The organism is Pseudomonas sp. Pf153 (assembly GCF_001269775.1).
Classification (GTDB): domain Bacteria; phylum Pseudomonadota; class Gammaproteobacteria; order Pseudomonadales; family Pseudomonadaceae; genus Aquipseudomonas; species Aquipseudomonas uvaldensis.
Genome location: NZ_LHVL01000012.1, coordinates 34955 through 50047, shown reverse-complemented (window position 1 = coordinate 50047; position 15093 = coordinate 34955). Strand labels below are relative to the sequence as shown.

Annotated in this window: 14 protein-coding genes; 11 read left to right on the top strand and 3 right to left on the bottom strand. The window is 60.7% G+C overall.

Annotated elements, in window-relative coordinates; genetic code table 11:
• Nucleotides 1–6: 6 nt before the first annotated feature.
• The gene (gene aroC, locus AD666_RS07960; RefSeq protein WP_053149880.1) at nt 7–1098 is read right to left on the bottom strand and encodes a chorismate synthase; all 1092 of its coding nucleotides are present in this window, start codon (nt 1096–1098) and stop codon (nt 7–9) included.
• A 126-nt stretch (nt 1099–1224) separates the two neighbouring features.
• On the opposite strand from aroC, the gene AD666_RS07955 reads away from it, so the two are divergent.
• Nucleotides 1225–2178: an alpha/beta hydrolase gene (locus tag AD666_RS07955; RefSeq protein ID WP_053149877.1), complete on the top strand. Its 954-nt coding sequence runs from the start codon at nt 1225–1227 to the stop codon at nt 2176–2178.
• 97 nt (nt 2179–2275) lie between these two features.
• Nucleotides 2276–3064 (top strand): hypothetical protein, encoded by a 789-nt coding sequence (locus tag AD666_RS07950; protein WP_053149875.1) that lies wholly within the window; start codon nt 2276–2278, stop codon nt 3062–3064.
• 180 nt (nt 3065–3244) lie between these two features.
• Here AD666_RS07950 and prmB read toward each other — a convergent pair whose 3' ends face one another.
• Nucleotides 3245–4153: a 50S ribosomal protein L3 N(5)-glutamine methyltransferase gene (gene prmB, locus AD666_RS07945; RefSeq protein ID WP_053149872.1), complete on the bottom strand. Its 909-nt coding sequence runs from the start codon at nt 4151–4153 to the stop codon at nt 3245–3247.
• Between the two features lie 254 nt (nt 4154–4407).
• Here prmB and AD666_RS07940 point away from each other — a divergent pair, with 254 nt between their 5' ends.
• From AD666_RS07940 to AD666_RS07920, 5 genes are all read left to right on the top strand, one after another.
• Complete coding sequence (locus tag AD666_RS07940) at nt 4408–4998, top strand: cysteine hydrolase family protein (protein ID WP_053149869.1); 591 nt, start codon at nt 4408–4410, stop codon at nt 4996–4998.
• Nucleotides 4999–5119: 121 nt separating this feature from the next.
• Complete coding sequence (locus tag AD666_RS07935; RefSeq protein ID WP_053149866.1) at nt 5120–5440, top strand: hypothetical protein; 321 nt, start codon at nt 5120–5122, stop codon at nt 5438–5440.
• 74 nt (nt 5441–5514) lie between these two features.
• Nucleotides 5515–6072 carry a Smr/MutS family protein gene (locus tag AD666_RS07930; RefSeq protein WP_053149863.1) on the top strand — a complete coding sequence of 186 codons (558 nt, stop codon included), beginning with the start codon at nt 5515–5517 and terminating at the stop codon, nt 6070–6072.
• Between the two features lie 77 nt (nt 6073–6149).
• Nucleotides 6150–6695: a GTP cyclohydrolase I FolE gene (gene folE, locus AD666_RS07925; RefSeq protein ID WP_011333202.1), complete on the top strand. Its 546-nt coding sequence runs from the start codon at nt 6150–6152 to the stop codon at nt 6693–6695.
• Between the two features lie 103 nt (nt 6696–6798).
• The gene (locus tag AD666_RS07920; RefSeq protein WP_053149860.1) at nt 6799–7170 is read left to right on the top strand and encodes a glutathione S-transferase N-terminal domain-containing protein; all 372 of its coding nucleotides are present in this window, start codon (nt 6799–6801) and stop codon (nt 7168–7170) included.
• Between the two features lie 61 nt (nt 7171–7231).
• On the opposite strand, the gene AD666_RS07915 is transcribed toward AD666_RS07920, so the two are convergent.
• Nucleotides 7232–8398: a PLP-dependent aminotransferase family protein gene (locus AD666_RS07915; protein ID WP_053149857.1), complete on the bottom strand. Its 1167-nt coding sequence runs from the start codon at nt 8396–8398 to the stop codon at nt 7232–7234.
• A gap of 81 nt (nt 8399–8479) precedes the next feature.
• On the opposite strand from AD666_RS07915, the gene AD666_RS07910 reads away from it, so the two are divergent.
• The 4 genes from AD666_RS07910 to AD666_RS07895 all read left to right on the top strand — a co-directional run bounded on the left by AD666_RS07910 (nt 8480) and on the right by AD666_RS07895 (nt 14987).
• Nucleotides 8480–8911, top strand: coding sequence for a MarR family winged helix-turn-helix transcriptional regulator (locus tag AD666_RS07910; protein WP_053149855.1), 432 nt, complete (start codon nt 8480–8482; stop codon nt 8909–8911).
• A 226-nt stretch (nt 8912–9137) separates the two neighbouring features.
• Nucleotides 9138–10487, top strand: a complete 1350-nt coding sequence (locus AD666_RS07905; protein ID WP_053149851.1) for an NCS2 family permease — start codon at nt 9138–9140, stop codon at nt 10485–10487.
• 64 nt (nt 10488–10551) lie between these two features.
• Nucleotides 10552–11181 (top strand): LysE family translocator, encoded by a 630-nt coding sequence (locus AD666_RS07900; protein ID WP_053149848.1) that lies wholly within the window; start codon nt 10552–10554, stop codon nt 11179–11181.
• 92 nt (nt 11182–11273) lie between these two features.
• Nucleotides 11274–14987 (top strand): calcium-binding protein, encoded by a 3714-nt coding sequence (locus tag AD666_RS07895; RefSeq protein ID WP_177330468.1) that lies wholly within the window; start codon nt 11274–11276, stop codon nt 14985–14987.
• Nucleotides 14988–15093 lie beyond the last annotated feature (106 nt).

Sequence of the window (15093 nt, the reverse complement as noted above, 5' to 3'; positions counted from 1 at the left end):
CAGCCATCAAAGCTGACCCAGCGCCGGGGTGGTGACCCGCACATCGGCGTTCTGGCCACGGTGGCGCAACAGGTGATCCATCAGCACGATCGCCATCATCGCCTCGGCAATCGGCGTGGCGCGGATGCCGACGCACGGGTCGTGGCGGCCTTTGGTGATGACTTCCACCGGGTTGCCGTGGATGTCGATGGAACGACCCGGCGTGGTGATGCTGGACGTGGGCTTGAGGGCCAGGTGCGCCACGATCGGCTGACCCGAGGAAATTCCGCCGAGAATGCCACCGGCGTTGTTGCTCAGGAAACCTTCGGGGGTCAGTTCGTCACGGTGCTCGGTCCCGCGCTGGGAAACACAGGCGAAACCGGCGCCGATTTCCACGCCTTTCACCGCGTTGATGCTCATCAGCGCGTGGGCCAGTTCGGCGTCGAGGCGGTCGAAGATCGGCTCGCCGAGCCCCGGCATCACACCCTCGGCCACGACGGTAATCTTCGCGCCGACCGAATCCTGGTCACGGCGCAACTGGTCCATGTAGGCCTCGAGCTCCGGCACCTTGTCCGGATCGGGACAGAAAAAGGCGTTCTGCTCTACCGAATCCCAAGTCTTGAACGGAATTTCGATGGGGCCAAGCTGGCTCATGTAGCCGCGAATCACGATGCCCTGGCTGGCCAGGTACTTCTTGGCAATCGCTCCGGCCGCCACACGCATGGCGGTTTCCCGGGCCGAACTGCGGCCACCGCCACGGTAGTCGCGCTCACCGTACTTGTGGTGATAGGTGTAGTCGGCGTGGGCCGGCCGGAACAGGTCCTTGATGGCCGAGTAGTCCTTGGACTTCTGGTCGGTGTTGCGGATCAGCAGGCCGATGGCACAGCCAGTGGTACGGCCTTGGAACACACCGGACAGGATTTCGACTTCGTCGGCTTCCTGGCGCTGGGTGGTGTGGCGGCTGGTGCCGGGCTTGCGGCGGTCCAGGTCACGCTGCAGGTCCTCCAGGGAAATCTCCAGGCCCGGCGGGCAGCCGTCGACAATGGCGACCAACGCCGGGCCATGGCTTTCGCCCGCGGTGGTGACAGTGAACAGCTTGCCGTAGGTATTGCCGGACATGCAGGGAGCTCCGAAAAATCGCCGATTCGTAATGGCCGCCAGTATACGCAGGCTCCCGGCTTAGTTCATCCTCGAACCTTATCGGTGGCCGCCAGTCCAAACGGCACCTTCGCAACTGATGGCTTGATGATGTTAAAGCTGCTTGTCGTGTGCCTTACCCTCTTTTCCGGCCTGGCCCAGGCCGTGGTATTACAACGTCCCATCAGCCTCGACACGGGCAACGGTGAGCTGTTCGGCTCGTTGTTGTTGCCCAAGTCCGACACGCCGGTGCCGGTTGTCCTGATCATTTCCGGGTCGGGTCCTACGGATCGTGACGGAAACAACCCCGAGGGCGGTCGCAACGACAGTCTCAAGCGCCTGGCCTGGGTACTGGCCAGGCACAACATCGCCAGCGTGCGTTACGACAAACGCGGCGTGGCCGCCAGCCTTGCCGCAACGCCGGACGAACGCAACTTGAGCGTCGAAGCCTACGTGGCCGATGCCGTGGCCTGGAGCCGCAAACTCGCCGCCGACCCGCGGATGGGCCCGTTGATTCTGCTGGGCCACAGCGAAGGCGCGCTGATTGCCAGCCTCGCCGCGCCCCAGGCCCATGCGGCGGCGGTGATTTCGCTGTCCGGCAGCGCTCGGCCGATCGATCAGGTGCTGCGCCAACAACTGAGCCAGCGCCTGCCGCCACCCTTGATGCTGCGCAGTAACGAACTGCTCGACAGCCTCAAGGCGGGCCGTCCGGACGGGAACGTGCCGGCGCAGTTGCAATTCATTTTTCGCCCCAGCGTCCAGCCCTACCTGATCTCGCTGTTTCGCCAGGACCCCGCCGGAGCTTTCGCCGCGCTTAAAGTACCGGCGCTGATCATCCAGGGCAGCCATGACATCCAGGTCGGCGTCGAAGACGCCAGGCAATTGAAGGCCGCCAGGCCCGACGCCGAACTGGCGCTGATCGAAGGCATGAACCACGTGATGCGCATCGTGCCCAACGACGTGAAACGGCAACTGGACTCCTACAAAGACCCCAACCTGCCCCTCGCGGCCGAGCTGGGCACCCGGATCGTGGGTTTTATCGACTCAATCGCGCCCCGTTGAGCGGTGGGCACTGAAGTCCTGCCAAGAGCGGCCGATAAACCGGTGTCGGACAGCGCATTGACTGTCGACAAGCCGGCCTGGACAGGATTTCGCCGTTATGACTGACACTGAAGCTACACCCGACACCACCGCCGAGACGCCCGCCCCAGCAGCGGCGGAGTTGCCTTGGGCGGACGTGCAGGCCGAGCACCATAAGATGCTCCGGCTGGCCCCGCTCAAGACCGACCGTGCCACGGGTGCGCGGCCGCTGCGGTTCGTCGAATTCAACTATGCCGAGCGCCACAGCAAGGAGCGCAGTTTGCTGCGCATGAGCGTTCAGTTGCCAGGCCAGCGGGTGCGCAAGGAACAGAATCATCTGGACGTCTGGGCCGACCATGTCGAGAAACGCCTGCATTTTTCTCCGGACAGCCTGCAAGTCGAGCCGTTGAATCGCGGCCTTGGCCGCTTCCTCGCCGCCCAGGCCATCACCTGGGCCAAGAAACGCTGGTCGGGCTATCGGGTGGAAGGCACCGACCTGAATAACAAGGACGCCCTGAACGAAGACACCCGCCTGCGCCGCGATCACTTCCTGAAGGCCCATGGCTTCGCGGTGGTCTACGCCGACGCCCAGCATCTCAAGGGCAGCGTCAAGCAAGTCCAGGTCGGTGACCTGGTGGGGGACTGGAACACCGAGAAGGTTCAGTTCGTGGAGATTCTCGAAGCCGCGCAGATGCTGCAACAAGCCGAGCAGAACCTTGCGGAACAGGAAGTCAAACTGCAGAAGCAGGAAGAACGGGTTTCCAAGTTCAAGCGCGAAGACGCCGGCCTGCGTTTCACCATTACCTGTCTGGTGGCTTTTGCCATGTTCCAGGCGGGGCTGTTGATCTGGATTGCGACGCGGCACTAAGGGCCCGCAGCGAGATAACCTTGTGGGAGCGAGCCTGGTGGGAGCAAAGCTTGCTCGCGATACGAGCGACTCGGTTTCAAGAAAACCACGTTGTCTTCATCGCGGGCAAGCCTTGCTCCCACAGGTATTGTGTTCCGCCAGTACGCTTCGGGATAAATCCCCCAGCGAAAAAACTGTGGATCAAACCCGCGAAGCAAACAACGCCTGATGCTGGCGGCATTGCTCGGCGCTGAGCATGAACACGCCATGGCCGCCGCGCTCGAACTCCAGCCAGGCGAAATCGACTTCCGGATACAGCGCTTCGACGTGAACCTGGCTGTTGCCCACTTCGACGATCAACAACCCCTTCTCGGTCAAATGATCGGCCGCCTCGGCCAGCATCCGGCGGACCAGGTTCAAACCGTCGTCACCACAGGCCAGCCCCAGCGCCGGTTCGTGCTGGTATTCCTGGGGCATGTCGGCGAAATCTTCCGCATCGACGTAGGGCGGATTCGACACGATGAGGTCGAAACGCTGCCCCGGCAGGCCGTCGAAACCATCGCCCTGCACGGTAAACACACGCTCGTCGACGCCGTGACGCTCGATGTTCTGGTTGGCGACTTCCAGCGCTTCGAACGACAAGTCGGCCAGCACCACCTCGGCCTCCGGGAACTCATAGGCACAGGCGATGCCGATGCAGCCCGATCCGGTGCAAAGGTCGAGAATTCTCGCAGGCTCCCGGGCCAACCAGGGTTCGAAGCGTTTCTCGATCAGCTCACCGATGGGCGAGCGCGGAATGAGCACGCGCTCGTCGACAATGAAAGACATCCCGCAGAACCAAGCCTCCCCCAGCAGATAAGCCGTCGGGATGCGGTCGGCGATACGTCGATGCAACAGACGCTGTACATGGACCAGCTCATCGTCTTCGAGCCGGCAGTCCAGGTAGCTGTCAGAGATTTCCCAAGGCAGATGCAGCGCGCCCAACACCAGTTGCCGGGCTTCATCCCAAGCGTTGTCGGTGCCATGGCCGAAAAACAGATCCTCCCCATGAAAACGGCTGACGGCCCAACGGATATGGTCGCGCAGGGTGCGAAGGCGGGAAGTGATCACGGCGGCAAACTCCAGAAAAAACGACTGGCGAGTCTAACAGCCAAACACGCCGTCACCCAAACCGGCCTCAAGGACGACCGAAAAACGCCAGGGCGACCGTAGGATCTTTCCATTTTTTGAGCTGCCTATTGAACAACACAGGCATCTTGACAAGGCTGTAGGCCAGCAACGGCGGCCCTTGCGATGGAAGCGATTCACAGAACCGCTCAGCCAGAGGACAATGTCGCAAAAGCCCCACCCGAAGGAGCCCCAGAATGTCCGTTCCAAAAACGATGTTTCAACTCAGTGGCCGTGGTTACGCGGCGGCCAACCTGAGTCAAGCGACCCTGATCATCATCGATGCCCAGAAGGAATACCTCGCCGGCCCCCTGGCCCTGAGCGGCATGGATGCAGCGGTTGCGAACATCAAGCAATTGCTCGGCGCGGCCCGTGCCGCCGGCCGCCCGATCGTGCATGTGCGTCACCTGGGCACCCATGGCGGGCTCTTCGACCCTCAGGGCGAACGCGGCGAGTTCATTCCAGGGCTCGAACCCCAGGGCGACGAAACCGTGATCGGCAAGTTACTACCAAGCGCCTTCCACGGCACCGAACTGAAAAAACGCCTGGAAGAGTTCGGCCCACTGGACCTGATCGTCTGCGGGTTCATGAGCCATTCCAGCGTCAGCACCACCGTGCGCGCTGCCAAGAACCTCGGTTTTCGCTGCACACTGGTGGAAGACGCCTGCGCCACCCGCGACCTGCCGCACAAGGGCGGCGTGCTCAGTGCCGAACATGTGCACCAGACCGAAATGGCGATCATGGCGGACAACTTCGCCACGCTGGCCCTGACCCACGACCTCATCTGAATGTCCTTCGATGAGCGGCCCGTTCCGCCGCTCATCCGCAAAAGCCTCTCATTCGCCTGGCCCCCGGAACAACCCGAGCATCTTCCGGTCGAAGGGCCGATACCCACTGAGGAAGGTCGGAATGAAGATATCCGATGGTTTTGACGCACGTCGCTTGCGGCCCAAAGGCCCGAGCAACTGGCGGTTTCGTGTCGGTGCGGCGATCGCCGCGCTCCTGGCAACACTGGGTGTCCTGCTGGCCATGGCCGGTGCCGCCAGCCTGCTGGGTCGCCCGCCCGCGCTGGGCGAGTTGAACGCTACCCCTGTCGGTTCATCGATCATCCTGGCGATCGGTCTGCTGGTATTGTGGCTGGGCATCTGGCTCTGGCGCCGCTGCCGCCGTCGCGCTCGCCAATCCCTGGAGCTGGCCATGGCTCCCCACCTCATGAAAAAGCACGACTGATCCGCCATTCGACGTTTTGTCGCGCCCGATCCCGCTGGACTTGGGTAAACTGGCCGGCCTTCGCGGAGGCTGACATGCAAGACGACGACTTTTCCCTGTTCAAAAGTGCGATCCAGGGCGTAAAACCGATCAAACACGATCGTGCCGAAACCGGCAAACCCAAGGCAGATCGCGCTCAAATCGCCAAGCTGCGCCAGGCCGCCACCGTGCGCGCCGATGCCACCACCGTGGACGGTTTGTCCGATCAATTCGTGATCGACGTGGGCCCCGAAGATGAGTTGATGTGGGCCCGCGACGGCGTCCAGGAAAGCCAGATGCGTAAACTCAAGGTCGGGCAGATCCCGTTCGAAGGCAGCCTGGACCTGCACGGCATGACCGTGGAAAAAGCCCGGGAAACCCTCTGGGCCTTCCTGGCCGAAGCGACGAAATTCGAAATCCGCTGCGTGCGCGTCACCCATGGCAAGGCCGTACGGCTGGACGGCAAGCGACCGATGATCAAAAGCCATGTCAACACCTGGCTGCGCCAGCACCCGCAAGTGCTGGGCTTCACCTCCTGCCAGGCGAAACACGGCGGCGCCGGGGCGGTGTATGTGATGCTCAAGCGCACCATGATGGAAGGTCGCGACGAGTAACCCGCGATTACTGAGCTTGCAGCGCCGTGTCCGCCACCGTACCCTTGCCCTTTGCGTAAAATCCCACAGGTAGTTTCATGTCTCTGGAACAGAATTACACCGCGATTCTCGGCCAACTGGGCGAGGACGTCTCCCGCGAGGGCCTGCTCGACACGCCCAAGCGTGCTGCCAAGGCCATGCAGTACCTCTGCCGTGGTTATCAACAGACCCTCGAAGAGGTCACCAACGGCGCCTTGTTCAGCTCCGACAACAGCGAAATGGTGCTGGTCAAGGACATCGAGCTGTACTCGCTGTGCGAGCATCACCTGCTGCCTTTCATCGGCAAGGCTCACGTCGCCTACATTCCGAGCGGCAAGGTGCTGGGCCTGTCGAAGGTGGCGCGGATCGTCGACATGTACGCCCGTCGCTTGCAGATCCAGGAGAACCTCAGCCGCCAGATCGCCGACGCGGTCCAGCAGGTGACCGGCGCCCTGGGTGTGGCGGTGGTGATCGAAGCCAAGCACATGTGCATGATGATGCGCGGTGTGGAGAAGCAGAACTCCTCGATGATCACTTCGGTGATGCTGGGAGAGTTCCGGGAAAACGCCGCGACCCGCAGCGAATTCCTCAGCCTCATCAAGTAACCCGTCTTACGAAGAAAAACCGGCATCGATCGCCGGTTTTTTTTCGCCTGTGAAAATCAGGTAAGCTGCGCGCCCTCTTCTTCCGTGCTGCGAGGCTTGTACCGTGATCGTCAAAGCGCTTCGAGTTGGCCTGGGCCAGCTGATTATCTTTCTGGATTTCATCACCCGCCCGAGCAAAAAGCAGCGTCCGGCCGATGCCCAGGCACAGGTCGACCAGGCCGCACGTGGCCTGACGCTGTATCAGTTCCATGCCTGTCCGTTCTGTGTGAAGACCCGCCGCACCCTGCGCCGCCTCAACGTGCCGGTGACCCTGCGCGATGCGAAAAACAATGAGCAGGACCGCCAGACGCTGCTGGAGCAAGGTGGCCGGATCAAGGTGCCGTGCCTGCGCATCGAAGAGGATGGCAAGACCACCTGGATGTATGAGTCCAAGGTGATCATTGATTATCTGGATAAGCGGTTTTCGGCGGTCTGATCGTTTTTTGTCGACTGGGCTGGCCTGCTCGCGATGAGGCCAGCCCAGTCACTACAAATATTCAGGCAGCTTGCGCAGCCATAGCCTCCCGCACCACCCCCGCCAGCCGCTGGAGCCCTTCATCCAGCCGCGCCGGGTCGATATGACTGAAATTCAACCGCAGATGCCCGGGGTGCTTGTCCGGCTCGGGGAAGAACGGTTCGCCCGGCATGAACGCCACGTCGGCGGCCAGCGCGGCACCGAGCACGGTGCGGGTGTCCAGGGGGCGTTTGAGGGTCAGCCAGAAAAACAGCCCGCCCTGGGGCACGTTCCAATCCGCGATGTCGGCAAAATGGGTCAGCAGTCCCGCCTGGAACCGGTCGCGACGATCCCGGTAGAAGTCCCTCAACTCACTGAGATGGCTGCGATACCGCTCGGTGCCGATCCATTGCAGTGCCTGCCATTGACCGATTCGGTTGGTGTGCAGGTCCGCCGATTGCTTGAGCCGCAGCAAATGCGGGAACAGGTCCGGGCTGGCGATCAGATAGCCCACCCGCAGTCCAGGCAACAGGGTTTTCGACACGGTGCCCGTGTAAATCCAACTGGCCTTTTTCAAGCGACTGACAATCGGCGTGGCGCTACCGCCATCGAACGTCAGCTCGCGGTAGGGTTCGTCCTCGATCAAGGTCACGCCGAACTCATCGAGTAGCGCCGCCACCGCATCGCGCTTGGCTTCGCTGTAGCGCACCGCCGAAGGATTCTGGAAGGTAGGAATCAGATAGATGAAGGCCGGCCGGTGCTGCTCCAACCGGGCTCGCAGTTGCTGCAGGTCCGGGCCATCGGCCTCCAGCGGCACCGTGATGCAAGCAGCCCCGAACAGCTGGAAAATCTGCAGCGCCGCCAGGTAAGTCGGCGCTTCCAGCATGATCTCGGTGCCGACATCGATATGCAGTTTCGCCGCCAGGTCGAGGGTCTGCTGGGAGCCGCTGACCACCAGGACCTGACTCGCCTCACAAGCCACGCCCAACGCTCGCGCCTGCGCAGCCAGGGCTTCGCGCAAGACCGGCTCGCCTTCGCTCATGCCGTATTGGCCCATGGACAACGGCATGGCTTCCCACTCCACTTTCGGGAGCATGGCTTCTGCCGGCAGGCCTCCGGCAAACGACATCACTTGCGGCCGCTGCGCCGCTGCCAGGATTTCTCGAATCAAAGAGCTTTTGAGGCGCGAGACACGTTCGGAAAAAGCCATGGAACCACCTGTAGCGAGGCATTGGAAAAATGAGTCAAACTTATTGACCGAAATTACTCCGACCTCTCTGGATACGTCAATATGCTTGACCTTAAAAACCCATCCTCTCAACAAATGGCTATGGAAGCGTTCTTCTTCGGCTACCAGGCGTTCACCGCCAAAGCCGACGAAATGCTCGAGCGTCGCGGGTTGAGTCGAGTGCATCAGCGGATCGTGTTCTTCATCGCCCGTTACCCGTCGCTCAGTGTGAAAGAACTGCTGGTGCTGCTCGGCGTGAGCAAACAGGCGCTGAACATGCCGCTGCGGCAGTTGATTGAGATGCACTTGGTGAACAGCGTCGCGTCCGAAACCGATAAGCGTAAGCGGCTGCTGGCACTGACCGCCGAGGGCGAGCGGTTCGAACAGGCGTTGCGTCGGGAGCAGGTGAAATTGCTGGAGCGTGTATTTGCCGAGGCTGGGGAAGAGGCGGTGAATGGGTGGCTGGCGGTGAACCTTGGGCTAGGGAAGGCTTAGTTCAGAGGTTGCCAGGGCTCGCGATATACCCCTATCGCCATACATTTCGTCTACAAAACCAAAAACATTATTTGCTTTATTTGTATACAAAAGCATAATTCGCCTCGTGCGAGTTTCTGACCTCGAGGTCAACACTTCGCCAGCCTTACCTGCCTCAAAGCGCTGCAGCCACCCTCAGGGGGCTGGGTGCTGGAAATAACAATAAAACTCTTGAGGAGTATTCGCTGTGGAAAGCCGCAAACCCGAAGCCCGAACGCTGGATCTCTCGCCGCCATCAAGCGGTGGCTGGCTGGAACGCCTCTTCAAACTCAGCTTGCATGGCACCACGGTGAAGACCGAGCTGATTGCCGGCCTGACAACCTTCATCACCATGGCCTACATCATTTTCGTCAACCCCAACATCATGGCCGACGCCGGCATCGATCATGGCGCCGCGTTCGTCGCCACTTGCATCGCCGCCGCCCTGGGTTGCCTGTTGATGGGCCTGTACGCCAACTGGCCGGTGGGCCTGGCGCCGGGCATGGGTCTGAACGCGTTTTTCACCTACACCGTAGTCGGCACCATGGGCTACAACTGGGAAACCGCCCTGGGCGCGGTGTTCGTTTCCGGTGTGCTGTTCATGATCCTGACGTTGTCACGGATCCGGGAATGGCTGCTCAACAGTATTCCGGTCAGCCTGCGGTTCGCCATGGGCGCCGGGGTCGGGTTGTTCCTCGGCCTGATCGGTCTGAAGACCGCCGGAATCATCGTCGACAGTCCCGCCACGTTGATCAGACTCGGCTCGCTGCGTGAACCCGGCCCGCTGCTGGCCGCCGTGTGTTTCCTGATGATCGCCGTGCTCAGCTACCACCGCGTGTTCGGTGCGATCCTGATCAGCATCATCGCCGTGACCCTGGCCGGCTGGGGCCTGGGGCTGGTGCAGTACAACGGCGTCATGTCGACACCGCCGAGCCTGGCGCCGACCTGGATGGCGATGGACGTGGCCGGCGTGTTCAACGTCAGTATGATCAGCGTGGTGCTGGCCTTCCTGTTCGTGCACATGTTCGACACTGCCGGTACCTTGATGGGCGTCGCCCAACGCGCCGGCCTGGTGCAGGCCGATGGCCGGATCGAGAACCTGTCCCGCGCCCTGAAGGCCGATAGCGCTTCCAGTGTATTTGGCGCCATGGTCGGCGTGCCGCCGGTGACCAGCTACGTGGAAAGCGCCGCCGGCGTGGCGGCCGGTGGCCGGACGGGGCTTACCGCGGTGACCGTCGGCGTGCTATTTATTGCCGCGATGTTCTTCGCGCCGCTGGCCGGGATGATTCCTGCCTACGCCACCGCCGGAGCGTTGATCTATGTCGCCATGCTGATGATGGGCGGTATGGCCCATATCGAATGGGACGAACCGACCGACAGCATCCCGGCCATCGTGACCGCCATCATGATGCCCCTGACCTTTTCGGTCGCCGACGGCATCGCGTTGGGTTTCATCACCTATGTGGTGCTCAAGGCCTGCACCGGTAAACACAAGGACATTTCAGTCAGCCTGTGGGCGCTCTGCGCGATTTTCATCGCCAAGTTCATTTTCCTGTAGGCGATACATCGATCCACCCGCCTCACCCCTTCGGGTGGGGCTTTTGTATATCAGGAGCAAAGCAATGAATCTGGAAACCTGGCTGTTGTTCAGCGGTGCCGCCCTGGTGGTGATCCTCATTCCGGGCCCGCTGTCGTTGTTGATGATCGGCAACAGCCTGAACTATGGCCTGCGTCGCTCGTACCCGGCGTTCCTGGGCGGTGTGTTCGCCTCGATCTGCCTGTTGAGCGCCTCGGCGCTGGGGCTCGGTGCGCTGCTGCTGGCCTCGGAAAAGTTGTTCAGTGCCTTGAAGATCGTCGGCGCGCTGTACCTGTTTTACCTGGCCTGGCAGAGCTGGCAGCAATCGCGCCAACCCTCCCAAGGCGCCGAAGTGCCCCAGGCTGCTACCGTCCCACGATTTCGCGCATTGTTCGGTCGGGCGTTCGTGCTCGGCGCCAGCAACCCCAAGGACATCCTCTTCTTCGCCGCGTTCCTGCCGCAGTTCCTGAGCGCCGAACAGCCGTTCCTGCCGCAATTGCTGGTGATGATCGTCACCTGGACCGTCCTCGACCTGCTCTGCAAGCTGGCCTACGGCCTTGGCGCCCACGGTGCCGCGCGGTACTTGCGAACGGGCAAAGGCCAGAGTTGGTTCAATCGGATCAGCGCAGGATTATTCGGAGGTGCGGGGGCGCTGTCCTTGATGTCCACTCACTGAACGCAAAATGCGGCAACAACCCATTCCTATACTCTCCTCAGGAAAATCCCTTACATAGAGCCCTCAATCATCGTTGAACAAGGACGTTCACCATGGCCAAGGCTCTCCAGCCCAGCTCCTCTCCCGACAAGCCTACCGTCGTCATTTCGGACCTGGGCTTTCACGCAAACGAACACACCGTCGAGACACTCCACTTCAACGCTGTGGATAACGTAGCGCTCCTGTCGGACCGCCTGCACAGGCGGGCTCAACTTGAAGTCGTCGATAGGCTTTATGGTCCGCTGCACATCGGTTCCGTAACGGTGACCCGCTCAGCCCTCGATGCTCTGGGAGCAACGACTGATGGGCAGCCTCTGGACGGGGACAATACGTTTTTCCGCATTGCCAATCGGTTCTTCGTGGACTCCTTGCAATTCACCGCGCCTGATATCGAAACCCGTCTGAAACTGACCACCGATACTGACGACTATCGGCTGCCGACGTTGCTGTTCGAAATAGCGAGTCAGCGCTCGCACACCGCGCTGCCGTTGCTAAGGGAAAGTTCCGAAACGCTGGCCGAGCCCGCCCGCCACCGAAGCGCACTGGAAAAGCTCTTGAAAGCCGCCCAGAAGCTGGATCTCCAGGCATTTGCACAGCAGCCACTGCATTGGGTGAACAAAACCAGAAGCAATGCCCTCATTCCCACGGGCCTGGGGCTCCAGGCCTTCGGTATCTACAGCGGCCTGCGGGGCTTGCAAGATGCCATTCGCAACAAGGATGCCTACCAGACCGTTTTCAATGGCAGCAGCGTGGCCGCCGAAGTGGCGTCGATCGGTGTCGAAGCCGCCGTGACCCGGCAAGCCACCCAGATGATCACGGCCGGTCAGCATTCCCTTGGCGATTTCACTAAAACGACCTTCGCCACGAAACTGGCCCGTGGAAGCGGCTTGATTGCCAGCGTTCTGACACTGCCTTTCGACATCGTCGCCGCTGTCGACGCCTTCAAGGCGGCCGCCAACGCTACCGGGAAAGAGGCGACCGATCATTATGTCAGCGCCGCGTTGAGCGTCACCAGCGCCGCCATGACCGTCACCATCGGCCTGGCGGCACTGGCGGGGTTCAGCTCAGCCGGCCCCATGGGTCTTGCCGCGGGGCTCATCCTGGTGGTTGGGTCGCAAGTCTGGGGGGCGATTCGTCAAGTCGATGAAATCGACGACTATATAGACCTCACCGTACAGGAGCGCCTGCGCACGGGCTGGTTTGCCTTCTGGACGATCAGTCCTGATCAGGATATCCAGGATCGCTATACCATCGCCAAGACCACCGCCGGACATTCGAAGCTGCTCCAGGCCAGTGCCCTGAACTTGCTCAAGGGCCCGTTGAAAGACAGCACGGGGGCTATCGTAAACGGCAAATTCACCGTGGAACTCGAACCGGTGACCTACAACACCTGGAATTGGTGGACGGGAGAGAGATACCAGGCGACGACGGTACGTCCCAGGATCAAGGACAACGACGACCGGATCGATGCACGCAGCGGTGTGACGGCCGAGACGCCGGGTGCGGTGGTTGTATCGTCAGCCGAACACAAGGGTATCCACTGGTACATCGGCGGTGGCGACGACACGGTGCTCGGTACCGAAAACAAACCCAATGTCTTCCACTATGGCGCAGGTGTTAAAAAACTATCCGGCGGCATCAAGGATGACGTCTTCATCTTCGAGGGCAGCACCGAAACCCTCAGTGGTACTCCCAGTCGCCTCGTGGGCGGCCTGGGTAATGACACGCTCATTTTATCGGGTCGTGCCAGCGGTAATGAGCAGCCGCGACGGGGTTACGACGTCGACCTGGACACCGGGCAAGTGTCTTTCATCACTCATGTCAGTAGCACCGAAAGCGGGCTCTATCGCCACGCTGATCTGGAAAGTATCGAAAACGTAGAGATTCCCGAAGGCGGCGCGAATGTCATCAGGGGTACCGCTGGCGCAAACATCATCAAATCCCGCGGCAATGATTCCATCGAGGCCGGTGCGGGCGATGACCGGATATTCATTCTCGGTGGAAATAACCGTGATGCAGACGGCGGTCCTGGTGACGATGCCTATGCCATCGCTCATAAGCCGGGCTGTGTCTTCATCACCGAAGACGGCGCGGGCCACAGCACCATTGCGCTGGACTGGAGGGCGGACCTGATTGAAAGCTGGAAAATCGAATCAGGCAACCTGGTGATCCGTTCATGCTTCGACGCCAATGATTGGCAATTTCGCCACGTCATCATCAGGAACGTCTATGAAGACACTGATTATCCAAAGGGCCTGCAAAACGATCGCCTGATGTTCATGACCAAGGATGGCTACCATCTGGTCCCGGATTTGCCCGAGGTGATCGAGCATGTTGGCCCGCTCGACATTGAAACCGTCATGGTGCAGCCAGGCACACCCAGAAACCCGGCCATTTTGAATGCTGATGGAGAGCAACAGATCGCCCACGACAAGGATTCGAGTTTTTTCGTTTCACGTTACATTGAGCTCACGACGCTCAAGGTCAAACAAAAAAGCCGGTTTTCCACAACGCTCCATCTGGACTATATGCACGCGGAGCTGACACGCGTCGAAGCCCACTACAGCGTTCATGTCACACAGAACGATGAAGGGGACATCGTCAGATATGGCGAATGTGGCCTGACGCTTCACTTTGGCGACAGGCAGGTCGTCCTGAAGAACCTGGCGAGCTCCGATGAGCGTTACAGCGCACAGAAAGTTGAGGTGAACCGACGGGCGTTTTCCGCCTTGAGTTCACATCACACGTTTATTCTTGTCATGAAAGATGGCTCGTCCTATCGCCTGGTCCAACCCTCACCCGACTATAGCCTGCTGCTGGATAGGCCCTTCACGGATAAAGCGCCGATGGCGTGGAAAACAGAAGCGTCACTGTCAACCCTCGCCCCAACCAAAAAGCAATACGCCTGGCTGCCGCCCTTGGACAAACAGCCCTATCACCTGCGCAATCGGGCAACCTGTGCCATGCTCACCACCCCCGCGCTACAGACGGGAATCGAAGTCCTGATTGGCGAAGGCTCCACGTACCTCGTCCACCTGAGCCCGAACATGACGCTACGCCTGTCCACGCCAGGTGCGCTGGCCGGCGCAAAACCACGGTTGGCCCAGGCCTCCACCTGGGAGCTCGACGCCACTGGCCTCGGTCAAGTGGAGATAAAACTGTCCGCCAACCTGCTGCGGATTGGCACAACTGTCATTCATCTTGCCATTCCTGAAGAGCATGACCTTGTCGACCAGATACGTGTCATCACCGCGCAAGGCGTCGTTCATGCCGTAGACAGCCTGTTCGGCCGGGTTTATGTGGAAGCGCTCGATGGTCGGTATTTGTCCCCTCTTAGCGATCCCGGCGCAGCGTTGACCGATGAACTGTCGAGCCTGACATCCAGACGACTCAAGGTCTATCACATGGCCGTCAAGGATGGGTCTGCCGGCACGTTGAGCTATGACCTTGAAACCCGCAAATGGATATTCGATACCGGTGAGCCCCGCGTCATTGAAGTGGCGAATTTGAGGAAGACAAACCTGTGCGACCACCATCTCAAGATCTATCGGGACCTGGCCCGGGAAGGCCTCGATCGGACGCCTCCCATGGGTGATGACGCTCTTCGTTCATTACGGGCCAAATGCGTGGAAGTGATGGAAAGCTTCACGCTGGGGCATTCGGCGATGTTCGCCCGCACACTGGTGCTGAGCGCGCTTTTTGGCATCAGACTCTCCCGATTGAGTTGGCCCCTCTCACTGGGTGGCGCCTCGCGCCAACATACCTAGGCGTCACGCTCCCGAAGCTTCTTTCAGGCGCCCTATACATATGTAGTGCACCTGCCTGCTCATTTTCCCCGACCATCTTCAAGCCCTTGGCCTGTCAGCCGGCAGG

Excerpts from the sequence above, each read along its gene's own strand:
- AD666_RS07900 (WP_053149848.1), top strand. The coding sequence starts at position 10,552 with ATGAATCTGGAAACCTGGCTGTTGTTCAGCGGTGCCGCCCTGGTGGTG.
- AD666_RS07930 (WP_053149863.1), top strand. The coding sequence starts at position 5,515 with ATGCAAGACGACGACTTTTCCCTGTTCAAAAGTGCGATCCAGGGCGTA.
- folE (WP_011333202.1), top strand. The coding sequence starts at position 6,150 with ATGTCTCTGGAACAGAATTACACCGCGATTCTCGGCCAACTGGGCGAG.
- AD666_RS07910 (WP_053149855.1), top strand. The coding sequence starts at position 8,480 with ATGCTTGACCTTAAAAACCCATCCTCTCAACAAATGGCTATGGAAGCG.
- AD666_RS07940 (WP_053149869.1), top strand. The coding sequence starts at position 4,408 with ATGTCCGTTCCAAAAACGATGTTTCAACTCAGTGGCCGTGGTTACGCG.
- AD666_RS07915 (WP_053149857.1), bottom strand. The coding sequence starts at position 8,398 with ATGGCTTTTTCCGAACGTGTCTCGCGCCTCAAAAGCTCTTTGATTCGA.
- aroC (WP_053149880.1), bottom strand. The coding sequence starts at position 1,098 with ATGTCCGGCAATACCTACGGCAAGCTGTTCACTGTCACCACCGCGGGC.
- AD666_RS07935 (WP_053149866.1), top strand. The coding sequence starts at position 5,120 with ATGAAGATATCCGATGGTTTTGACGCACGTCGCTTGCGGCCCAAAGGC.
- AD666_RS07950 (WP_053149875.1), top strand. The coding sequence starts at position 2,276 with ATGACTGACACTGAAGCTACACCCGACACCACCGCCGAGACGCCCGCC.
- AD666_RS07895 (WP_177330468.1), top strand. The coding sequence starts at position 11,274 with ATGGCCAAGGCTCTCCAGCCCAGCTCCTCTCCCGACAAGCCTACCGTC.
- AD666_RS07955 (WP_053149877.1), top strand. The coding sequence starts at position 1,225 with ATGATGTTAAAGCTGCTTGTCGTGTGCCTTACCCTCTTTTCCGGCCTG.